Raw genomic sequence first — 17601 nt, 5'->3', positions numbered from 1 at the left:
TTCTTAGCGCGGCGCTTTATCGGGGCGATGATCCTGCGGCAGGCCGAGAATCCTTTCCGCGATTGTATTGAGCAGCATTTCGTCGGTGCCGCCGGCGATGCGCAGCGTCGGACCGTCGATCCAGGACATCATATAGTCGGTGCGCGTCTTGGCGTGAGAGTCGTAGGCCACGCCGCTTGGACCCATGAGATCAAGCGCCAGCGTCGCCATGGCGTGGCGCTCGCGCGCGGCGGCGAGTTTGTGGATTGAGCCCTCGGCGCCGGGTTCACGGCCCGCGGTGAGTTCTTCCAGCGCACGCTCGTGGATCGCGGAGAGGCCGCGCTGCGTTGCATAGGCGTGGGCGATCGCTGCGCGTACCCGGCCGTCCTCGATGGCCGGCCTGCCACGCAGTTTGCGTGCATTGGCGAGGTCGATGAGCGCTTGGAGTGGCGGGCCATCGTCGGAGGCCGCGGCGACATAGCGTTCCATCATCAAGGTGAGGATCGCCATGCGGAAACCGTCATTCACGGCGCCGAGGCGGTTCGCGTCCGGGATGCGTACATTGTCGAAGAAAACTTCGTTCACGTCCTCATGCTGGTGCAGGAGCTTGATGGGCCGCACGGTGACCCCCGGCGCCTTCATATCGACGAAGAAGAAGGTGAGGCCTTTGTGCTTGGGCGCGTCCGGATCGGTGCGCGCGACGAGGATGCCGAAGTCGCAGAACTGCGCGTAGCTGGTCCAGGTTTTCTGGCCGTCAAGCAGCCAATCGTCGCCGTCGCGGCGTGCACGGAGGCGTGCGGCTGCGAGATCGGAACCGGCGCCGGGCTCCGAAAAGAGCTGGCACCACATCTCTTCGCCGCGGACCGCCGGCGGGACGTATCGCTGCTTTTGTTCGGGCGTGGCGTGATGGAGCATCATCGGCACGGGCATGCCGAGCGTGATCGCCAGCAAGCCCGCGGGGAAGCCGAACTGCGCCTCTTCCGTCGAGAAGATTATCTTCTCTAGTTCGGTGCCGCCCGCGCCGCCAAATTCCTTGGGCCAGGTGATGGCGGCGTAGCCGTTGGCGGCCTTGACGCCTTGCCAGCGTTTGGCGAGGGCGACCTCTTCGGCAAGAGACAGATTGCGGCGCGCTTCCCAGCCGTACTGACCCGCATGCGTTTCGAGAAAGGCGCGAGCCTTGCTGCGATAGGTGCCGAGATGATCGGTGGTTGTCATGCGCGACCGCGTTGGAGGGCTTCGACGATCACGTCCTCCCAGAACGGGCGCGCACCGCATTCGAGCGCCAGCGCACGGGCGCGGCGGAGGAAGAGATGCAGATCGTGCTCCCAGGTGACGCCGATAGCGCCGTGCGTCTGGATTGCGTGCGCGACCGAGAACTCGAAGGCGTGGCTCGCGGCGAGGCGCGCGGCACCCGCTTGCGCGACGAAATCAGCGGCGCCGCTGTTCAAACTTGCGGCGGCTCGGAGCGCATTGCCGCGGGCGAGTTCAATCGTGACATACATCTCCGCGACCCGGTGCTTGATCGCCTGGAACTTGCCGATGAGCTGCCCGAAGGCCTCACGCGTGTTGGCGTACTCGCGCGCACGATCCATGGCGCCCTCGGCGCCGCCGATCTGCTCGAAGGCGGCGATGGTCGCCTGGACGGCGATGAGGCGGAGCGCGGCCGCGTAGGCGTCGCTGGCGTTGAGGGTCTGCGCGGGAGCGCCGTCGAAATTTATGTCGGCCGCGCAACGTGTGTTGTCGATCGTGTCGGCCGTTTCGCGTTTCACGCCGGACGCCGTCAAGTCGACAAGCACAATGGCGTTCGACGCATGCACGATGGCGTGCGAAGCCGCTCCACCACCGGCGACGGCAATCTTCCGGCCGGTTAGACGATTGTCCTGGAACGTTGTTAGCGGCGCCTCGGGCAGGCCGTCTTCGTCTTCGAAGACCGCGAGGGCGAAAGTCGCGTCGCCGGTCGCGATGCGCGGCAGCAATTCCGACCTTTGCTTCTCTGAGCCGAATTCACGCAGCGCCATGCTGGCGGCGTAAGTTGGCGCGAGAAAAGGGATGGCGGCGACGACGCGGCCGCATTCTTCGGCGATGATGCAGACTTCGAGTGCGCTAAGGCCAAGGCCGCCATGGTCTTCAGGAACGCCAGCGCCGGTCCAGCCCATGTCGATGCAGGCTTTCCAGAGCGCGCTGTCATAGTTGCCGCGCGAGCGCAGAAGCTCGCGCTGTTTCTCCGACTCGAAAGTGTCTTCGAGAAACCGCCGCGCCTCGTTTCGGATTTGCTCTTGGTCGGCCGTGTAGCTCAGCGCCATGGATCAGGCCTTCGACCAGCCTTTGCCTTCGGCGACGAGGCGTTCAAGCAGCTTCGCCGGCGCCCAGCGGACGCCGCGCCTCGGCGCAAGCTCGCGCGACGTGTCGAGCACTTTGTCGAGCCCGACCTGCTCGGCCCAGAACATTGGGCCGCCGCGATGGGCGGGGAAGCCGTAACCGTTGACCCACACCACATCGATATCGCTGGCGCGGATAGCTATCCCTTCCTCAAGTTCCTTGGCGGCTTCGTTCACCATCGGGAAGAAGAGACGATAGAGCACCTCTTCATCGGTGAACGCGCGACGCTTGACGCCAGCTGCGCGCGAGGCGTCTTCGATGATGGCGATGGCTTCCGGATCGGCGATGCGGGTGCGCCCTTCGTAGCGATAATAGCCCTTGCCGGTTTTCTGCCCGTAGCGGCCCGCTTCGACCAAGCGCTCGACGATGTCGGTCATGCGTTCATCCGGCGGCAGTGTTTTGCGGCGGATGGCGCGGATGCGGACGCTGGTGTCCATTCCGGCGAGGTCGCGCATCGCAAGCGGGCCCATGGCCATGCCAAAGCTTTCCGCGACGCGGTCAATCTGCTCGGGCGTTGCGCCTTCTTCGAGCATGAACTCGGCCTCGCCCGTATAGTATTGCAGCATGCGATTGCCGATGAAGCCGTCGCAATTGCCAGCGAGCACGGCGACTTTGCCGATGTCCTTTGCTAGCGCCATGACATCGGCCAGCGTCTGGTGCGACGTCGCTTTGCCGCGCACGTTCTCCTGAAGCTTCATGACGTTGGCTGGACTAAAGAAGTGAACGCCGACGACTTTGTCCGGGCGCTTGGTGGCCGAGGCGATCTCGTCGATATTGAGTGACGAGGTGTTGCTGCCGAGGATCGTCTTGTCCGGCATGACACGATCGAGTTCGGTGAAAATCTTCTTCTTCAGGTCCATGTCCTCGAAGGCGGCTTCGACAACGAGATCGACCGGGCCGATGTCTTCGTATTTGGTCACAAAGCGCATGCGGTCGAGCGCGTCATCCATGCGCGCCTGCGTCATCGACCCGCGCGAGACCGAGGTCGCGTAGTTCTTCTCGATGATGCCGCGCCCTTTCGCGACTGCCTCATCGCTGACGTCGAGCAGCGTCACCGGGATGCCGGCGTTTGCGAACACCATGCCAATGCCGCCGCCCATCAGGCCGGCGCCGATAACGGCGACGCTGCCGATTTTTTGCGGTTGTACGCTCTCCGGAATGTCCGGAATTTTGCGCGCTTCGCGCTCGGCGAAGAAATAGTGGATGAGCGCCTTGCGCTGGTCGCTCTGGAACAGTTCCTGAAACGCCGCGGTTTCGAACGCGAGCGCCTCGGCAGCAGGCTTGGTGCAGGCTGCCTCAATGCAATCGATGATCTTAGCCGGCGCCAGCTGGCCGCGAGACTTCTTGGCCGTCTTCTCGCGGAAGTCGCGGAAGAGGGCGGGATCGACGCCAGTGACCTTTTCGTTGCGCTCGATGACAGGGGGCGGGGCGCCTTCCGCGACAAGCTTACGCGCGTAGGCGACGCCGCCTGAGCGCAGATCGTCGATGATCGCATCGACGAGGCCGAGTGAATGTGCCTTGGCGGCGGGTATGTGGTCGCCTGACGTCACGAGGCTGAGCGCGGCCTCGACGCCGATGAGGCGTGGTGTGCGCACGGTCCCACCGGCGCCGGGCAGGAGCCCCAGCTTCACTTCTGGAAGTCCAAGCTTGGCGCTGGCGACCGCCACGCGCGAGTGGCACGCCAACGCGATCTCGAGGCCCCCGCCGAGCGCCGTGCCGTGGATCGCTGCGACGGTTGGTTTCGGGCTTGTTTCGAGCGCGCGCTGGATATCCTGTAGGCGCGGACCCTGGCGGCTCTTCTCGGTGCCAAATTCACTGATATCGGCGCCGGCGATAAAAGTTCTGCCGCCGCCAAGCACGACGATGGCCCTCACGTTTTGGTCGGCGAGACCTTTCTGGATGCCTGCCTTCAAGCCTTCGCGCACGACGAGGCTGAGCGCGTTCACCGGCGGGTGGTTGATTGTCAGTACCGCGACGTCGCCCTCAATGGCATAATCGACGCTCATTGGTCTGGAACTCCCGCTGCAAACACGTCCTGGTGTAGCTGTCAGCGGGCCCCCGCCAAGCCGCCCCGGCGCCGCAAGCTGGGACAAATCGTGCATACGATTGAGACACGCGCGCAAGCCGCAGGGAGGGCGGATCATGTATGCGATTTGACCCGGGCGCGAAGAGGCGCTGCATTGGGTGCGCCGTATGTTCGGCTAGGACGCACAGATGGACTTCGTCATAGGCGCAGACGACCTAGCGTTCCGCCGCGACATGCGCGCGTGGATCGGCGCGACCTTGCCGTCAGAAATCGCCACGCGCGGACGTCGCGGATTTCACGCGACGCGGAGCGACGTCGAGTCATGGACGCGTCGGCTGAATGCAAAGGGATGGGCCGCGCCCGCATGGCCTGAGGCGCATGGCGGCACGAACTGGACACCGCTGCAACGCTACCTGTTCCAGCTGGAGCTCCGCGCGGCGGCCGCGCCGGTGCAGGACCAGTCCGCGATGGAGCTCGTCGGGCCTGTGATCTACACCTTCGGCGACGAGGTGCAGAAACGCGTTCACCTGCCGCGCATCCTGAACGCCGACACCTTCTGGTGTCAGGGCTTCTCCGAGCCAAACGCCGGTTCTGATTTGGCGTCGCTGCGCACCCGCGCCGTGCTTGACGGTGATCACTACGTCGTCAACGGGCAAAAGACCTGGACCTCCGACGCGCAACGCGCGGACATGATGTTTGCGCTGGTGCGGACGGACGCTGAGGCGCGCCCGCAAGCAGGCATTTCGTTCCTGCTGATCGACATGAAATCGCCGGGTGTTCGCGTGCGGCCGATCTACTCGATCGATGAAGGCCACAGCGTGAACGAAGTATTCTTCGATGACGTGCGTGTGCCAACGGAGAACATCGTGGGCGAGCCCAACAAGGGCTGGAGCTACGCCAAGTTTCTGCTCACCAATGAGCGCGCGATGAGCGCTGAGACCGCGCACACGCGCGCCGATCTCCTCCAACTCAAGGGCTTTGCCGGCGAGAAGGCGTGCGAGCCGCTTTTTTGCGCGAAGCTCTCCAAGTTGGAGGTTGACCTGATGGCGCTGGAATTCGCTGTTCTGCGCGTGCTGCACGCGGAGGGCGGCGCGCAGGACGCGGTGGCGTCCGTGCTGAAGCTGCGCGGAGCCGAGCTGCGTCAACGCGTGGCCGAACTGGGTGTGGAGGCGCTTGGCAATGTCGGGCTCGCCGTGAATCCCGATCCGACGGGCCACGATGCGACCGACCATCCAGCAGCGCGGCCTCCGGGGCCTGACCACGCCGTTGGATGGCTGGCGCGCTCCATGTTCCGCCGCGCGACCACGATCTACGGAGGCAGCAACGAGATCCAACGCAACATCATCGCAAAAGCCGTTTTGAGCCTCTAAGGGCGGACCATGGACTTCACGTATTCCGACGAACAGCAAAGCCTGCAGGACAGCGTGAAGCGTTTCTGTGAGCGAGAATATTCCTTCGAGAAACGCCAGGCGTTGCTTAAGACCGAGGATGGGTTCGATCGGGCGAACTGGGCGACGTTCGCTGAACTTGGTTGGCTAGGCGCGGCGGTCGCCGAAGACGCAGGTGGCTTCGGCGGCGGACCGATTGAAAACGCGATCATCTTGGAGCAGCTCGCGCGCGGACTGTCGGTGGCGCCTTTCCTATCAAGCGCCGTCATCGCGACGCAGGCGATCGCGCAGCTTGCGTCAGGCGCGCAGCGCGAGGCGTTGCTTACGCCGCTCATCGGGGGCGAACGAATAGCGGCGCTCGCGCATGGTGAAACCGCCCAGCATGCGTTCGCGCCGGATATCGAGACGAAGGCCGCCGCGAGCGGGGGCGGATATCGACTTACCGGCCGCAAGACATTCGTGCTGGGCGGACAGGCCGCCGATTTGTTCCTGGTCTCGGCGACCACTGGCGGGGGAGGCGTTAGTCTGTTTGCGGTCCCCGCCGAGGCGAAGGGGCTGGAGCGAGTGAACTACCATGCGGTCGATGGCCGGCGCGTGAGCGACATCACGCTGAAGGACGTGGAAGTCCCCGCCGATGCGCTGATCGGTGACGAAGGCGAGGCGCAGGACGCCATCGACTATGCGCTCGACTACGGCGTCATCGGACTATGCGCGGAAGCGGTTGGCGCGATGGACGCCGCGCTTTGGATCACGCGCGACTACCTGAAAACACGCAAGCAGTTCGGTGTTTCGTTGAACACCTTTCAGGCGCTGCAGCACCGCATGGCCGACATGCTGGTGGAAACGGAATTGGCGCGCTCGATGCTCTATCGCGGTATTGCCGCGCTTTCGCTGGACAACAAACGCGCACGCGCGCGCGGTGTGTCGGCCGCGAAGGCGCAGATCGGCGAGGCTGGGTTTTTCGTCGGGGGCCAAGCGGTGCAGCTGCATGGCGGTATCGGCGTGACGGAAGAGTACATCGTGGGCCATTATTTCAAGCGGCTCGCGCTGGTGCGCGGGCTCTATGGCAGCTCCGATCAGCATTTGACGCGCTTCGCCGAGAGCGCCGAGGGGCAGAACGAGGAAGAGTTATCGCCGATTTAGGCGAGCACTTGGCCTTCGTCGGCGGCGAACACACCGCCTGTAATGGAGGCGGAGGCGTCCGACGCGAGGAAGAGCACGAGGCCGTCGAGCCCTTCTGCATCCATGACGCGGCGGCGCGGGAATGTTTTCACGAGCTTTTGTCCGCCTTCGCTTTGGAGCCATTCCGAGTTGAGTTCGGTGGCGATCCAGCCTGGGCAGATTGTGTTGACGGTGATGCCGTTGCGCGCCCATTCGCGCGCAAAGCCCTTGCCCATCATCGCAACGGCGGCCTTTGACATCGAATACGCGGTAAGGCCCGCCAGCGGCTTTTGGCTGCCTACGGAGCCCAAGAGAATGATGCGGCCGCGTTCCGGGTTTGGGCTGGCGATCAGGCGTTTCGCTGCTTCGCGCGCCGTGAGATACGCGCCCTGGATATTGACGCGCACAAGTTGCCCTAATTCCTCGGGGGAAAGATCCGTCGAGGCGCCCTGCGCGTTCAGTCCCGCGTTGGCGATAGCGATTTCGATCGGGCCGAGTGCGGCTTGCGCCGCGTCAAATCCCGTAACGACGGAGGCGGGATCCTCCACATCCATCGCGATGGGCTCGACCGTGCCGCCCGATTGACGAACGCGCGCGGCAAGTTCCTGCAAGCGGTCGATTCGGCGCGCGCACGCCGCCACCTTCGCGCCCGCGGCGGCGAGAATCGCGACGAAGCGAGCGCCGAGGCCAGAGGAGGCGCCGGTGACGAGGGCGACGCGGCCGCGGAGATCGGTGGTCATCGGGGCTCCCTGGATTTTGCGAGAAAAGCGGCGCGCGCCGCTTTGGATTCTGGTGAACTGACCGTGGCGTCATAGATCGCGCGCGCTCTCGCGAGCCCTTCATCGAACGATGCAGTGGCCGCACCCGCCTCGATCGCTTCGAGCAGATGTTGGGCAAAGGGCACGAAGGCGCCGGCTGCAATTTTCTCGCGCGCCCGCGCAAGAATGGTCTCGGCGCCGTTGCTTGGGAATGGCGTGTCTCGGGCAAGAGGCGGTGGCGACGCGCGCGCAAGCTCCGCCGCCCGTGTCAGCAAATCACCGGCGACGACAACCGCGCCCACCAGGCCAGGCGGGGCATCCTCAGCGCGCACCTCGCTGCCCGTGGCGATCATGTCGATCGCGGTTTCGAGGCCGACGAGACGGGGCAGGCGCTGCGTGCCCGAGAGCGGGATCACGCCCAGACGCGCTTCCGGTAGACCCAGCCGCGCATCCGGCGTTGCAATGCGGACATGGCAGGCCATGGCGGTTTCCAATCCACCGCCCAAGGCGTAGCCGTGAATTGCGGCGACGACCGTTCGGCCGCAGTTTTCGATCGCCGGATGAACGTCCTTCGAGAGCCCTGGGTCAGTAGCGGCTTGCGGCGTGCCGAACTCCCGAATGTCTCCGCCGGCCGAGAAGCAGGCCCCGTGGCCGTGCAGTACGACACCTTCGATCGCGCTGTCTGCGCTGATGTGTGTGAACGCCTGGAAAAGACCCGCCCGCACCGTGTGGTTGAGGCCGTTCACGGGCGGATTGGCGATGGCGACGAACGCGATCCGCTGCTCAACGCGAACCGTGACGCTCATGGTGCGGCGGGACGGAACAGAGGCACAGTCAAATCGTCGGAGAGCTTGTGGAAGCAGACTTCCAGGGGCATGCCGATTGCTGCGTCCTCTATTTCGAGACCGATCAGGTTGGAGAAAAGCGTCCAACCCTCATCCATTTCGACGGCGGCGAAAATGAACGGCGCCTTGAACGCTGGCGACGGCGCACGGTGCATCACCGAGAAGCTGTAAAGCTTTCCACGGCCGTTGCTCTCAACCCATTCCCAATCTCGGGAGCGGCAATGCGGGCAGGCGATTTCGGGGCGGAAGAATTTCTTGGCGCACGCGTTGCACTGCTGCACCAGCAGTTTGCCCGCGCGCGCCGCGTCCCAGAACGGCTGCGTCAGCGGCGTGGGCGTCAATTCATAGGTGGTGAGCGGCGCTTCAAGCACGTTGGGCCGTCTGCCACGCTTGGCCCGGGTAATTGCCGCCGCCGAAGCGCTCATCGAGCGCCTTGTAGTCGATCGCGCCCAGCTTGGTGCGCGGCAGTGCATCGATGAATTCCACGATGCGTGGCTTCTTATACGACGCGAGATGCGCGCGGCAGTGTTCGATCAGGTCAGCTGGTGCGCAGGCGGAGCCTTCGCGCAGTTGCACGATCGCCTTGACGCTTTGCGTGAACACCGGATCGGGGATGCCGATGATGGCGGCGTCGGCCACGGCGGCGTGGCGGCGCAGGCAGCCCTCCACTTCAGCCGGATAGATGTTTTCAGCGCCGGATTTGATCATCTGCGTCTTGGGGCCGACGAAGGAGAGTGAGCCGTCGGTCTCGCGGCGTCCCAGATCGTTGGTGTGGTGCCAGCCGTTGCGCTGGCGCTCGGCGTTGAGTTCGTCGCGGTTCCAGTAGCCGCACATCACCGTCGGACCGCGCACGACGATCTCGCCGACTTGGCCGTCCGTGACCTCCTTGTCGTCCGGATCGAAAATGCGGACCTGCGTGCCCGGCGCGCTTCGGCCGCTCACGCCTTTGTCTCCGGGCGCGCCGTAGAACGTCCAGGTGACGAGGCCGTTCACTTCGGTCTGGCCGTAGCCGTAGGCGGTGTTGCGCGTGTCACGCGGATTGATCGTCACCATCGCGTCCCATTCCGGAAAGAAGGCGGGCGAGGTGAGGCATTTTAAGTCGTAACGGCCGTCCTTGTTCAGGCGCACGATGTCCTCGCAGACCTTCATCATCAGGAACGCGAAGGTGCAGCGCTCCTGATGGATGACTTGGCAAAGCTGCTCGGCGTCGGTGCGGCGCACGAACACGTTGGTTCCGCCCTGCGTGAACACCGCGAATGTCGTCATCAGCGTACCGACGTGAAACATCGGGCCGGAGTTCAAGAACACCGAGCCCGGCGTCAGATGCTGAACGAACTGGACGACGAGGCTCTGCGTGAGGATGGCGCGTTGACTGAGCATCGCGCCGTTCGGGACGCCGGCGAAGGCTGCTGTGTAAACGACGAGCGTGGGGCCTGCGGCATCGATGGCGCGTTCGACGCGTGAAGCGTCGGCGCTGGTCAGGAGGGCTTCGTACTCGTCGGGCCCGTCATGTTGGATCCAAGTCGCGCCGCTCCGCCTTGCGATTCCGCGCGCGCCGCGCACGGCTTCGCCGATCTCCTCGTCCTGCCAGATCACGACCTTGGGTGAGAAGTCGTCGATGACGAACGCCATCTCTTCGGCGGTCTGGCGCCAGTTGGCCGGGCAGAACATCGCCCCAATCAGCGACGCCGCACAGACGCCTTCGACAATGCGGTAGGAATTCTGGGCCAGCCACAGCACGCGATCGCCCGGGCCGACACCCAGTTTTCGCCAAGCGTTGGCGAGGCGATGTGCGCGCTCAAGCGCCTCGCTGTAGGTGATGCGCGCCGCGCCATCGATATAGGCGGTGTGATTTGCGCGCGCGCGGGAGAGCTCTTCGAGCACGCTCGGCAACGTATGTTCGTGCAACCCACCGCTCATGCCACACCTGCTGCATTGGGGGCGCTCAGCGCACCCAAACGCATTTTAGCCTGTTTGGGCGGCCACTCGAACCACAATCCCCGCCAAACACTATCGGTCCGCGGAAACATCGGCATCTCGATCATTGTTCGGCGATGGGCGTTGCCCCGGGTGGCCGTTCGAGCATGCGCTTAATCGCCGGAGGCGGACCTTCGTGAAACTGCAGAACGCTCTCACGTAGGGCTTGGTCGGCGGCGGTGACGCGGCTGACGCGCCGCAAATGCTCGGTCCAGGTCGGGCTCTGATAGCGCTCTCGCCAGATTTCCGGGTCATCGAGGTCTTGCGCGATGCTCCAACGGCGCGCGCCGTCGCGCTGCCGGATCCGGCCTACCTCGTGGATGGCTCGCAGGAAGGCGTCGGCGCTGTCGCGAGCGATGCGGTACTCGATCGTCACAATGATCGGGCCGGAGCGTGGGTCGATGGTCACGCCGGGGCGGGCAATTGGGTAGGGGGCGCCGACGCTCCAATCCAGGGCGTCGGTGTTGGGTATGGGCAGCGCACCTGCGAGCAGCAACGTGGCGAGCAGCGCGAGGCCGGAAGCGATCAGCGCAGGCTCCAGATCCGCGTGCGTTGCGATCGTCCCCCACACAATGGCGCCGGCGGTGAGCCCGCCGAGCGTGGCCACCTGGCCCATCGCCACGCAGCGGCCAACGACCCAACGTGGGCACGACATCTGAACGCAAGTGCTGATCGTCGCCAGTGCGAGAATCCAGGCGGCGCCCGCGACAGCCAGTATCGCCATAGAAAGAGCCACGAAAGGGCTCAGCGTCAGGAATATGGCCATTACACCGTAGGCGAGCGTGCACGCGCCAACCAGACGCTGCGAACTCATCCACTGACGCGTCCTGGCGGTAAACAGAGCCGCCGCCATCGAACCAAGTCCGAAGCCGCCGAGGAGCACGCCGTAAGTGAGGGGTCCGCCGTCGAGCTTGTCGCGCGCGACAAGCGGCAGGAGAGCAAGCACGCTGCTTGCGCACAGCCCAAACAAGGCTCCTCGCGCAAACAGCGACAGCAGCGCCGGCGAGAGCAGTGCATAGCGGATGCCCGACATGATCGCTCGGCCAATGGGCTCTGGCGGCAAAGTGTCGGCCGGCTTGGGCGCCTTCCAGCCGGCCAAGACGCCGATCAGGGCGAGGTAGGAGAATGCGTTGACGGCGAACGCGCCGACAGCGCCGACCAGAGCCACGATGGCGCCCCCGATGGCGGGCCCGAGGCTGCGTGCGGCGTTGAAGGCAAGGGCGTTGAGGCCGATGGCGGCGGGAAGATCATCCCGCTCCACCAAATCTCCCACCGCCGCTTGCCATGCAGGCTGCGCTAGCGCGGCGGCGCAGCCGATCAGCAGCGTGAAGACGAGCAGAACGACGGGGCCGATCGCACTGAAGAGCGCAGTCGCCACGAGGAGAACAGACGCGGCCGCGCCGAAGATCTGCGCAATCAGCATGAGCACGCGGCGATCGCCGGTGTCGGCCAAGGCGCCGGCGGGCAATGCGAGCAACACTGTAGGTAACAAGGAGGCGGCCTGCACATAAGCGACCCAGTCTGCGGAGACGCCCATGCTTGTCATGTGCCACGCGGCGCCGACGGTCTGAATCACCGCGCCGAAATACGCCGCCATGGTCGCGAGCCACAGCGCGCGGAACACGGGAAAGCGCAGCGGCTTCAGCGTCGTGGCGCGCCAGGAGTCAAAGCCCGATTGCAACTGCTCGACGGCGCTCGTCACTTGGGATGCCCTCTCAGCTGACCATCAAGCCGCCGTCGATGATCAGCGTTTGGCCAGTGACGTAACTCGAAGCCTCGCTGGCGAGATAGAGCGCAGCGGCGGCGATGTCATCCGGTGCGCCGATGCGACCGAGCAGGATGCGGTCTTTCTGTGCGAACGGCCCCTGGGGAGGGTAAGTGGCTTTCGCCGCCTCGCGGCCGCCCTCGGTGGCGATAGCGCCGGGTAGGACGGCGTTGCAGCGTATACCCGCGCTCGCGAACTCCACGGCGACCGATCGTGTCAGCGCCAGAAGGCCGGCCTTGGACGCGCCATACGGCGCATTGCCGAACACCGAAGCGTGAATGGCGGCGACTGAGGCAATGTTGACGATGCTGCCGCCGGCAGATCGCATGATCTTGACGGCCTCTCGCGTACACAGAAAGGCGCCGCGCGTATTGGTCGCTTGAAGGGCGTCCCAATCGTCGGCGGTCGTAGTGAGAAAGTCGTGCTTGGCCATGATGGCGGCGTTGTTGACCAGCACCTGAAGGCCGCCCCAACGGCCGGCGATTTCAGAGAAGGCGTTATCGACATCGGCATCACGCGACACGTCGAGCGAAACTGCGTCGGCGCGCCCGCCGCCATCTCTGATGAGAGCGACCTGAGTTTCCAGCTTCGAGAGATCGCGGCCGACGCAGATCACATGCGCGCCGGCGCCGGCGAAATGTGCGGCAATGCTAGCGCCGATGCCTGATCCGGCGCCGGTGACGACGGCGACTTTCCCGGCGAGTGAGAATAAGTCCTGTGGCCTGGGGAGCGCTGTCATTCAGGCGCGGCCGAACAGCGCGATCTCAATGTGGCGCGCACCGGCGCCAGCATTGGTTGCGAGTGCGAGTTCTGCGCCCTTGACCTGGCGGTCTCCGCACGTGTGCCGCAACTGTCGAGCGCATTCGACGGCCTTGAGCGTGAGTTGGCCTGTGCCGATCCAGCTATGGGAGAGGATGCCGCCGTCGAGATTGGTTGGGCAATCGCCTTCTAAAGTCAGCCGATCTCCGGCGGTGAAGGCCGCGCCCTCTCCGGGCCCACACAGGCCGAGCATTTCGAACTGGCGCACGACCTCGAAGGCAACAGCGTCATAGAGGCAGAACACGTCCACGTCAGAGACATCGGCGCCCGCCAAGCCGAATGTGCGTTTGACGGCGTCTTGGCCCATCAATCCCATGTCGGAGAGGAGCGGCGGGTTGGCGTAGGCGGCGCCGTAGAATTCCATGCCGCCGCCGAGGACGAGGACTGGCGTGTTCGGCAAGTCGCGCGCGCGCTCCAAGGTCGTCATCACGATAGCGCACGCACCTTCGGCGACGAGCGCGCATTCGAGCCGGTGCAACGGCGCCGCGATAAGCGGAGAGACCAGGATGTCCGCCACTGTGTATGGCCCGGCGCCAAACATCACGGCTTCCGGGTTTACGTGACCATGATTTCGGATAGTCGCCGCGACGTGCGCGAAGGGCTCAGGGCCTATTCCGTATTCGTGCATGTAGCGGCGCATCACGAGCGCGAACTGCGCCATCGCGGTCGAGCCGTATACGTCGGCAAATTCAATGCCGTCGCCGACACCGACGGCGCCAGACGTGAATTGCCCAACGGTGCCGCTGCCGAGAACAACGGTATCGCAAAGGCCCATCTCAATAGCAGCGGCGGCCTTCAAGATTCCGCGCGCGCCGGCGGTATCACTCCAATGCTCATTGGTGAACGCCAACGGCGACTTGAAGTAACGGGCCCAACTGCCGACTTCGTTCGGCACACCGCCGGGGCCGGGCCATGCGATCGCCGCCCCATCAACATCGCGTGCATCGACGGCTGCGTCCGCGAGCGCGCCGTCGGCGGCTTCCATCAGCAAATCGAGCGGCGTGCGTCCTTCCAGCCGGCGCGCTTGCTTAGTGACGTGAAGGCCGACGATCGCCGCCTGCCGCGGGCGGCTGGTCATGCGGCGAGTGCTTTCGGCATGCTGACCCCGAACAATTCCTCGAACGCGCCCAATGTCACGCGATGGCGCACGGCGTCGGGCACATCTTTGAACAGTTCGTGCAGCACTTCCTGCGTATGGGGGAACGTGCCTTCGAGGTGTGGATAGTCCGAGCCCCAGAGGACGTTCTTGTAGGGTGTGTGAATGGCAGTCGGAATCGCCGTCTCGTCATGCTGGAACGACGAATAGACCTGCGCCTTGAGAATCTCGCTCGGTGAGCGTTCCAGCTTCGGATGCATCCAGCGCGCATGTTGACGGAATGCCTCGTCCAAGCGGTCGCCCAGCGCCGGCATCCAGGACGCGCCCGCTTCGGCGGTCATCAGTTTGAGCTTCGGGAAGCGATCGAGCGCGCCGCTCGAGACAAGGTGAACCACGCAACGTTGCGCCGGAACGGTCGTTTCCCAGTAATTGATGAGAGCGCCGCCCGGGCCGCGCGTGACGACGAGCTCTGAAGTGCCGGTGCCGACGTGGAAGGTGACGACCATGCCGGCTTCTTCGGCCACGGCCCAAACAGTGTCCCATTCCTTGGCGTTGTATTCGAGCGGCTCCGGGAGCGTGGTTGGGAAAGCAAGCGCTTTGAATCCGAGCTTCGCGACGCGCTCGACTTCGGCGGCGGCGTCCTCCGTGCTGATCGAGGAGAGCATTGCCGCGGGCAGGTAGCGCTCCGACCGCTTAATCATGTCGGCGTACGCCCAGTCATTCCAGACCCGCGCGCTTTCGCGCTGAAGCTCGCGATCCTTCATAACGGTCATCCACAGACCCGTGGAGGCGAACACGACTTCGGCCCAGATGCCTTGTTCGTCGAGATCGGCCATGCGGAGGTCGAGGTTGAGCATGCCTGGCGGCGAGATCGCATCGAGCATGTCGGGCTTCATGAAGATCACCTCTTCATTGTCCACGATATAGACATCATGCTTCTCGCGCCGGTCAACGCGGGGGCCGCGCGACTTCAGGTGGCTCGGCAGATTTTCCTCCCACAGCTTGGGCGGCTCCCAAACGTGGCTGTCGGCGGAATTGACCCAGATTTTCTTGTCGGCGGCGATCATGCTCAAGGCTCCCTGAATGGGGTCGAAATGATCCCCCTTGGCGGATTTGTCAATTATATATATAATTGCATCGACAGTGCGATTAAGGGACGAAGGCGGTGCGCTCAGTGGCAGCGGCGAAACAGATGCGGCACCCCCTCGGCGGCGGGCTGAAAGTGCCCAAGACCGCTGAATTGATTGCGGATTGGGTGCGTGAGTACGTGCGCCAGAACAAGCTCCGTGCCGGTGACGCGTTGCCGTCCGAGGTGGAGCTGCGGGACCGGTTCGCCGCCTCGCGCCCGACGGTGCGCGAAGCCATGCGCATCCTGGAGACCAAGCACCTGGTCCGCATTTCGCGCGGCGCCTCGGGCGGGGCGCGCTACAATGTGCCTGGCGCGGCGATGGTGGCCGAGCACACTGGCGTCTATCTCGAGGCCCACGGCGCGACGCAAGCGGATTTCTCCATCGCGCGCCTCACGATCGAGCCCAGCATCATGGGCTTCATCGCCGACACGGTGGCGATGAAGGACATCCAGCGTTTGGCGGCGTCGGTGGAACGCCAAGGCGGCCTGATCGACGACGTCTCACGCTTCACGCAGGAGCACGAACAATTCTACCAAACCTTGGCGGAGATTTGCGCCAATACGACGCTCTCGATGTTCGTGCTGATCTTGCGTGAGTTGATGCACGCGCAGACGGAATTGATCGGCAATGCGCTCATGTATGGGGGCGAGGAGGCGCTGCGGGGACGCCGCGCCCATGTTCGCGCTAAGGAGAAGCTGATTGAGCTGTTGCGTGAGCGTGACCGTGAGAGCGCCGAAAAGTGGTGGCGGCGTCACCTAAAAGCGCAACTGGATGAGGTGGTGGCGAGCGGGCGGGGCGACCTCACCGTGAAATCTCCGAGACGAGGAGCGTAGGCCGAATGAACGATGCCTTGCCGTCAAAGCCTCCCATTTTGCCGCGCGCGCCGGGCGGCGAAGTGATCCTGTGTGCGGAATGCATCAGGCGCGGCGGCTGCCGGCTTGGCATCACCAAGGAAGGGATCATCGGTGAGCATCGGACGGAGACGCTGCTCATGTGCCCCAAGGATCACGAAGGCGGCGCGGGCGTCGCTCATGGCGGCTGGACGGCGTCGGTGATCGACGAGGCGCTTGGCCATCTGCCACTGCTGTGCGGGCAAATGACGGTCACCGCCAAATTGAGCGTCGAGTTCGTGCGTCCCGTGCCGATCGAGCGGCCGCTGAAATTAGTTGCGTGGCGCGAACGCGTGGAACGCAACCGCTGGATCAACGCCGGGGAACTGACGCTTGTCTCCACGGGAGTGGTGCTTGCGCGCGCCCACGGCGAGTTCGCCATGCGCGATCAAACACGCCACTTCGAGAAATTCCGTGAATGGATCGCCGCCGAGGAGAATGGCGGTTAGGCGAGCTTCAGCGATGTTACGCCTTCCGGCTTCACGAAAGCCGGGCGGCGATCGGCGTGCGTCGGCGGGAGGCCGTTCGTGCTGATGCGCAAAAGCACGCGGCGTTTTCCGTCTTCGTGGCTGTACTCGAGTGGCGTGGCGGAGTGGAGCGTTGCTAGGTTGTCCCAGATGAGGATATCGCCCGCGCCAGCCTTGATCTCGATGCGAAATTGCGGCTGCAGGGCGTGGCGTTTGAGTTCGTCAAGCAGAGCGAGGCCTTCTTCCTCGCTCATGCCGACCATGCCGATGGGTGAGCCGGAAATCGCGTAGAGGCCCTTCTTGCCGGTGATCGGGTGCGTGAGCACGATGGGGTGCTCGGGCTGCTCCGCGGCGCGCTTGCGCGCGCGAATGCCGCCGTCGCGTTCTTTGTCATCTGCATCGAGCTTGACCTTAACCTCGTCGGCGCCGCGTTTGCCGCCGACGAGCATGTGTTTGACGGTGAGCCCGTCGATGCGAGCTTTGGTTTCGGGCGGAAGCGCTTCATAGGCGCCGACAAGGTCCGCGAACCGTGTTTCACCGCCGACGTCAGGCGCTTCGAGCGCTAGCAGCATCGTGAACGCAGCGGGCAAGTATTCGTATGACCCGTCCGTATGCCAGAACGCAGCGCCGTCGCGGCGTCCAGGATCGAGGTCGGGAGAATTTGAGATGCGAATGAGATGCGGAAATTCCGGATCGAGGTCGGGGGTGAAGAAGAAGTCGATCGGTTCGCCCCAAAGGCGGCCGAAGCGGGCGTAAGCCGGCTTGTCGAGATGTTGGTTGCGGAAAACGGCAACGCCGTTCTTGGCCACGACCTCGACGATCTCCTTCATCGTCGTCCTGTCGAGGTCGCCGGAGAGATCGAGATCCGTAATCTCCACGCCGAACGAGCCGAGCTGTTTGGTTTTCATGGCGGCATGCTCC

16 protein-coding genes are annotated in these 17601 nt (G+C 64.4%); 4 read left to right on the top strand and 12 right to left on the bottom strand.

Features of this window, described 5'->3' with window-relative positions; genetic code table 11:
- Window positions 1–3: 3 nt before the first annotated feature.
- Genes DSM104635_RS15130 through DSM104635_RS15120 form a run of 3 tightly spaced genes read right to left on the bottom strand, consistent with a single transcriptional unit; the run spans window position 4 to window position 4364 of the window.
- Window positions 4–1194 (bottom strand): acyl-CoA dehydrogenase family protein, encoded by a 1191-nt coding sequence (locus DSM104635_RS15130; protein WP_158767010.1) that lies wholly within the window; start codon window positions 1192–1194, stop codon window positions 4–6.
- Window positions 1191–2282, bottom strand: a complete 1092-nt coding sequence (locus tag DSM104635_RS15125; RefSeq protein ID WP_158767009.1) for an acyl-CoA dehydrogenase family protein — start codon at window positions 2280–2282, stop codon at window positions 1191–1193. The genes DSM104635_RS15130 and DSM104635_RS15125 overlap by 4 nt, the downstream gene beginning before the upstream one ends.
- Before the next feature lie 3 nt (window positions 2283–2285).
- Complete coding sequence (locus DSM104635_RS15120) at window positions 2286–4364, bottom strand: 3-hydroxyacyl-CoA dehydrogenase NAD-binding domain-containing protein (RefSeq protein WP_158767008.1); 2079 nt, start codon at window positions 4362–4364, stop codon at window positions 2286–2288.
- A 208-nt stretch (window positions 4365–4572) separates the two neighbouring features.
- Here DSM104635_RS15120 and DSM104635_RS15115 point away from each other — a divergent pair, with 208 nt between their 5' ends.
- A complete protein-coding gene (locus tag DSM104635_RS15115) occupies window positions 4573–5754 on the top strand; it encodes an acyl-CoA dehydrogenase family protein (protein ID WP_158767007.1) in 1182 nt (393 codons plus the stop codon).
- A gap of 9 nt (window positions 5755–5763) precedes the next feature.
- Window positions 5764–6915 carry an acyl-CoA dehydrogenase family protein gene (locus DSM104635_RS15110; protein WP_158767006.1) on the top strand — a complete coding sequence of 384 codons (1152 nt, stop codon included), beginning with the start codon at window positions 5764–5766 and terminating at the stop codon, window positions 6913–6915.
- Here DSM104635_RS15110 and DSM104635_RS15105 read toward each other — a convergent pair.
- The 8 genes from DSM104635_RS15105 to DSM104635_RS15070 all read right to left on the bottom strand — a co-directional run bounded on the left by DSM104635_RS15105 (window position 6912) and on the right by DSM104635_RS15070 (window position 15260).
- Window positions 6912–7673 (bottom strand): SDR family NAD(P)-dependent oxidoreductase, encoded by a 762-nt coding sequence (locus DSM104635_RS15105; RefSeq protein WP_158767005.1) that lies wholly within the window; start codon window positions 7671–7673, stop codon window positions 6912–6914. The two genes, DSM104635_RS15110 and DSM104635_RS15105, sit on opposite strands and share 4 nt — an antisense overlap.
- On the bottom strand, window positions 7670–8497 hold the full coding sequence (locus DSM104635_RS15100; protein WP_158767004.1) for an enoyl-CoA hydratase-related protein: 828 nt from the start codon (window positions 8495–8497) through the stop codon (window positions 7670–7672). Before DSM104635_RS15100 ends, DSM104635_RS15105 begins: the two co-directional genes overlap by 4 nt.
- On the bottom strand, window positions 8494–8907 hold the full coding sequence (locus tag DSM104635_RS15095; protein WP_228445711.1) for a Zn-ribbon domain-containing OB-fold protein: 414 nt from the start codon (window positions 8905–8907) through the stop codon (window positions 8494–8496). Before DSM104635_RS15095 ends, DSM104635_RS15100 begins: the two co-directional genes overlap by 4 nt.
- A complete protein-coding gene (locus DSM104635_RS15090; protein WP_158767002.1) occupies window positions 8900–10456 on the bottom strand; it encodes an AMP-binding protein in 1557 nt (518 codons plus the stop codon). The genes DSM104635_RS15095 and DSM104635_RS15090 overlap by 8 nt, the downstream gene beginning before the upstream one ends.
- A gap of 121 nt (window positions 10457–10577) precedes the next feature.
- Entirely contained in the window at window positions 10578–12215 is a 1638-nt protein-coding gene (locus DSM104635_RS15085) for an MFS transporter (RefSeq protein WP_158767001.1), read from the bottom strand.
- A gap of 13 nt (window positions 12216–12228) precedes the next feature.
- Window positions 12229–13017: an SDR family NAD(P)-dependent oxidoreductase gene (locus DSM104635_RS15080; RefSeq protein ID WP_158767000.1), complete on the bottom strand. Its 789-nt coding sequence runs from the start codon at window positions 13015–13017 to the stop codon at window positions 12229–12231.
- Window positions 13018–14175, bottom strand: a complete 1158-nt coding sequence (locus tag DSM104635_RS15075; protein WP_158766999.1) for a thiolase family protein — start codon at window positions 14173–14175, stop codon at window positions 13018–13020. It abuts the gene before it with no gap.
- Window positions 14172–15260 carry an amidohydrolase family protein gene (locus DSM104635_RS15070; RefSeq protein ID WP_158766998.1) on the bottom strand — a complete coding sequence of 363 codons (1089 nt, stop codon included), beginning with the start codon at window positions 15258–15260 and terminating at the stop codon, window positions 14172–14174. Before DSM104635_RS15070 ends, DSM104635_RS15075 begins: the two co-directional genes overlap by 4 nt.
- A 125-nt stretch (window positions 15261–15385) precedes the next feature.
- Between DSM104635_RS15070 and DSM104635_RS15065 the strand changes: the two genes are divergently transcribed.
- Window positions 15386–16156: a FadR/GntR family transcriptional regulator gene (locus DSM104635_RS15065; protein ID WP_158766997.1), complete on the top strand. Its 771-nt coding sequence runs from the start codon at window positions 15386–15388 to the stop codon at window positions 16154–16156.
- A 5-nt stretch (window positions 16157–16161) separates the two neighbouring features.
- Complete coding sequence (locus tag DSM104635_RS15060; protein WP_158766996.1) at window positions 16162–16662, top strand: PaaI family thioesterase; 501 nt, start codon at window positions 16162–16164, stop codon at window positions 16660–16662.
- On the opposite strand, the gene DSM104635_RS15055 is transcribed toward DSM104635_RS15060, so the two are convergent.
- On the bottom strand, window positions 16659–17588 hold the full coding sequence (locus tag DSM104635_RS15055) for a TauD/TfdA dioxygenase family protein (RefSeq protein ID WP_158766995.1): 930 nt from the start codon (window positions 17586–17588) through the stop codon (window positions 16659–16661). The genes DSM104635_RS15060 and DSM104635_RS15055 overlap by 4 nt on opposite strands.
- Window positions 17589–17601 lie beyond the last annotated feature (13 nt).

Source organism: Terricaulis silvestris, from assembly GCF_009792355.1.
In the GTDB taxonomy this organism is placed as follows: Bacteria; Pseudomonadota; Alphaproteobacteria; order Caulobacterales; family Aquidulcibacteraceae; genus Vitreimonas; species Vitreimonas silvestris.
The sequence above is the reverse complement of the archived record's forward strand: the minus strand, read 5'-3'. Positions and strand labels throughout refer to the sequence as shown.